This window comes from Comamonas sp. (assembly GCF_036666375.1).
In the GTDB taxonomy this organism is placed as follows: domain Bacteria; phylum Pseudomonadota; class Gammaproteobacteria; order Burkholderiales; family Burkholderiaceae_C; genus Comamonas.
In genome coordinates, this window is record NZ_JAVWWA010000059.1 from 1 (window position 1) to 3,690 (window position 3,690).

Sequence of the window (3,690 nt, forward strand, 5' to 3'; positions counted from 1 at the left end):
TGACGCTGATGATGTCGGCGATCCTGGTGCTGCTGGCGTTGATTTCCTTCATGGTTTCCACGACCTGGCTCACGACCTGGCCGCCCTGCTCGGCCACCGTCGACGCGTTGACGGCCAGCTGATTGGCCTGCTTGGCACTGTCAGCGTTCTGGCGCACGGTCGAGCCCAACTGCTCCATCGAGGCCGCCGTCTCTTGCAGCGCCGAGGCCTGCTGCTCCGTGCGGTTGGAAAGATCGTTGTTGCCCGAGGCGATTTCCGCGCTGGCCGAAGCCACGCCTTCCGCGTTCTGGCGCACCGTGCTCACGGTGCTCACCAGGCTTTGCTGCATGCGCTGCAATGCGCCGAGCAGCTGGCCCGTCTCGTCGCGGCCCTGGCCGGCGATCTCGACATTCAGGTCGCCATCGGCGATGCGGTCGGCCACATTGACCGCCTGCGCCAGGGGCCGGGTGATGGAGCGTATCAGCCACAGCGCCGCCAATGCCGCAAAGGACACGGCCAGTGCGGCCGTCGTCACCATGACAATGCGCGCCTGCGACTCGATCTGCATGGCCTGCTGCGCGTCTTCGCGCGCGCCCTTGCCATTGAGCTCCACGAGCTTCAAGAGGGTTGCCGAGAACTTTTCATACAGGCGCAGGGATTCACCATCGAGCAAGGCCGCCGCCTGTTCCTTGTCGTTGCTGCGCGAGAGTTCGAAGATCTTGGCGGAGAGCGCGACGTACTTTGCGCGGTCGGCGTTGTACTCGTCGTACAGCTTCCTCTCTTCAGGCGAACTGATCAGCGCTTCGTAGGACTTCTGGATCTTGTCCAGTCTTTCCTGCAGTTGGCGCATGGCCTTTTCGTGCCCGGCCATGGCCGGCGCGCCCGAAGCCATCACATGGCGCAGTTCATAGATGCGTGCATCCGATAGTCCCGTGTTGAGTTGGTTGACCTGCTCGACACTGGGCAGCCAGTTTTCGGTGATTTCGTGGGTCTGGGCGCCCATCGCCGCGAGTTGCGACCACGCTACCGCGACCACGGCCAGCAATACCGCGACCAGTATGGCAAACGTGCCCGCGAGGCGAGTGGAAATTTTGAAGTTGTTCATGGTGGGCTCGGTCAGAGGGAAAGCCAGGGCCCGCTCGATGGCGCAGGCGCTGTGAAAGTGGGGTTTTATGCGGCGACCTGTGCCAGGTCAGGCCGGCGCCGCGGTCTCAGCCCAGTCGATGCCGTCGTTGTTGAGCAAAGCCGTGATGTCCATCAGGATCAGCATGCGGTCGCCCATGTGGGCTATGCCTTGCACGAACGATGGGTCCAGGCACCCTTGTGTCGCGAACTGCGGCGAGGGCTTGATCTGCTCGGCTGCGAGCGACACCACATCGGCGACGGAGTCCACTACCGCGCCCACCACCGTAGAGATGCCCATGTCCAGAATGATGACGACGGTGCATTCGTTGTAGGCCACTTCGGCGCATTGCAGCTTTATGCGCAGATCCGCGATGGGCACGATGCGCCCGCGCAGATCGATCACGCCCGTGATGAAGTCGGGCGCATGCGCCAGGCGGGTGGGCGGCTCGTAAGAACGGATTTCCTGCACGCGCAGTATGTCGATGCCGTACTGTTCGGCGCCCAGACGAAAGGCCAGGTACTCACGCGGCAAGACGGGAGTTTCTTTTGTCGCTGAGTAAGAGCGGGGGTGGGGGGCGGAGGTGGTCATGATGCGTAAATATGTATCTTTTGCAACAATGATCACATGATAGTGATAAAAATGATTTTTTTCAAATGTATTTTGTCTGTTTTTTCATTTTGGTACGGAATGTGATATTTCTGCTGTTTTTTGCGGTGGCGTCACCGACTCAGGGCGCGGTCGGCGCCCAGCGCTGCATCGCCCGACGAGACCGGGAGATGGCGTTTGTCTGCGCGTTGGCGCGTGTTTCGCCACGAATAGCGCGGCGCCAGGGCGCTGGCGGCGGTTGGGTGCCGCAGCCGGGCAGCTTGCGTGGCTGCCGGGGCGGAAAAACGCGTTACTGCAGCTCGGCCGGGATGGTCTCGCTGAAGCCGCGCGCCGGCAAGATGATGTGGAAAACCGACCCGCCTTGCTTGACGTTCTCGGCATAGATGCGCCCGCCCAGGGCTTCCACGATCTTCTTGCAGATGGCCAGGCCCAGGCCTGTGCCGCCCGAGCCGTCCTTGGTGGTACTGGACTGCTTGAAAGCCTCGAAAATGGCGCCGAGTTCCTCCTCCGGAATGCCCGGACCATGATCACGTACGGCCAGCCGGATCTGGCCCCTGCTGTCCATCCTGCCGAGCAGGGTGATGGACGATGCCTGGGGAGAGAACTTGATGGCGTTGGCCAGCACGTTGCGTATGACCTGCTGGAAGCGCACCGGATCGACCTTGGCGGTGAGCGGCAGGTCGCCCAGCGCCACGTCCAGGCGCAGCTTGCGCTGGGCCAGCAGTGGATCGAGCTCGCGCAGCACCGGGTAGATGACGCCGCGCAGGTCCACCCGCTCGAGCTGGAAAGTGCCCACGGTGCTTTCCAGCTTGGCCACATCCAGCAGGTCGTTGACCAGCGACAGCATGCGTTCGCCCGAGCGGTGGATGTCCTCGAACATGCCGGTCAATCGGGCATCCGCCTTGCTGCGGAACATGCCCAATTCCGAAAATCCCATGATGGATTGCAGGGGCGTGCGCAATTCATGGCTCATGTTGGCGACGAATTCGGATTTGGAGCGTGCGGCCTCATCGGAGGCCTCCTGCGCCTGGCGTGTCAGCCGCTCCGCCGCGCGAAAGTCGCTGACATCCATCAACGTGCAAAGTATGGCCGTTGCCTGTCCGCCGGCGTCGTACACCAGGGCCTTCGTGATCCGTGTGTCGCGCCAGGTCTTGCCGCCGTGAAGCACCCGGGTTTCAAACATGGTCTGACCGCCCTCGCCCAGCAGCTGCCGGTCTGCGGATTCATGGACCGCGACTTCCTCGGCGGGAAGAAAGTCCGCCAGGCGCAGGCCTATGACCTGCGCGCGATCGCGACCTTTGTATGCTTCCCATGCGCGATTGACCATCATCAGCCGTCCCTGGATGTCCGTCATGGAGATAGGCAGGGGATTGACCTCCAGCACCAGCCCGCGGAACTCCAGCTCGTTTTGCAGTTCCTGCTGGGCCACCCAGCGTTCGGTGATGTCCACGGCGCTGCCGGCGTAGCCCATCAGCTTGCCGTTTTCCAGCAGCGGCACCATCGCCACGTCGAACAGCAGCTGGCGACCGCCGTCGAGGTGGAACATGGCTTGACAGGTGCGGACCCCGCCGGCTTCGGCGCGCGCGAAGAGATTTTCCACGGCCGACCTGTAGCTGGGCTCGACCAGCTCCTGCAGCGTGCGGCCAATCGTCTGCGATTCGCTGCCGCCGGTGATCAAGGCCAGCCGTGCATTGACGAACGTGATGCGGCCCGCAGTGTTGGTGCGGAAGATGACTTCCTGCACGCTGCGCATCAGCACCGCCAGTTCGCGTTCGCTTTGCGCAATGCGAACTTGAACCTGCCGCGCCATGCGACGCGCCGCTTCACGCGAACGCAGGCCGCGCCATGCCACGATGGAGAGCAGCAGCATCAAGGCGCAGGCCGCGAAGCCGACGTACAGATACCCTATGACATCCTGCTGCCAGCGTGCCATGGCGCTGTCCATGGACTCCTCGACCATTATCACCAGGGGTTGTGTC

The 3,690-nt window shown here is 62.8% G+C and carries 3 protein-coding genes; all 3 read right to left on the reverse strand.

Features of this window, described 5'->3' with window-relative positions:
- Nucleotides 1-1,084: MCP four helix bundle domain-containing protein (locus tag RR928_RS14795; protein WP_332535958.1), on the reverse strand; the 1,084-nt coding region annotated here is incomplete at its 3' end.
- An 87-nt stretch (nucleotides 1,085-1,171) separates the two neighbouring features.
- On the reverse strand, nucleotides 1,172-1,693 hold the full coding sequence (locus RR928_RS14800) for a chemotaxis protein CheW (RefSeq protein ID WP_442881458.1): 522 nt from the start codon (nucleotides 1,691-1,693) through the stop codon (nucleotides 1,172-1,174).
- Between the two features lie 307 nt (nucleotides 1,694-2,000).
- The coding region (locus RR928_RS14805; RefSeq protein ID WP_332535954.1) for a sensor histidine kinase at nucleotides 2,001-3,690 on the reverse strand (1,690 nt) is incomplete at its 5' end.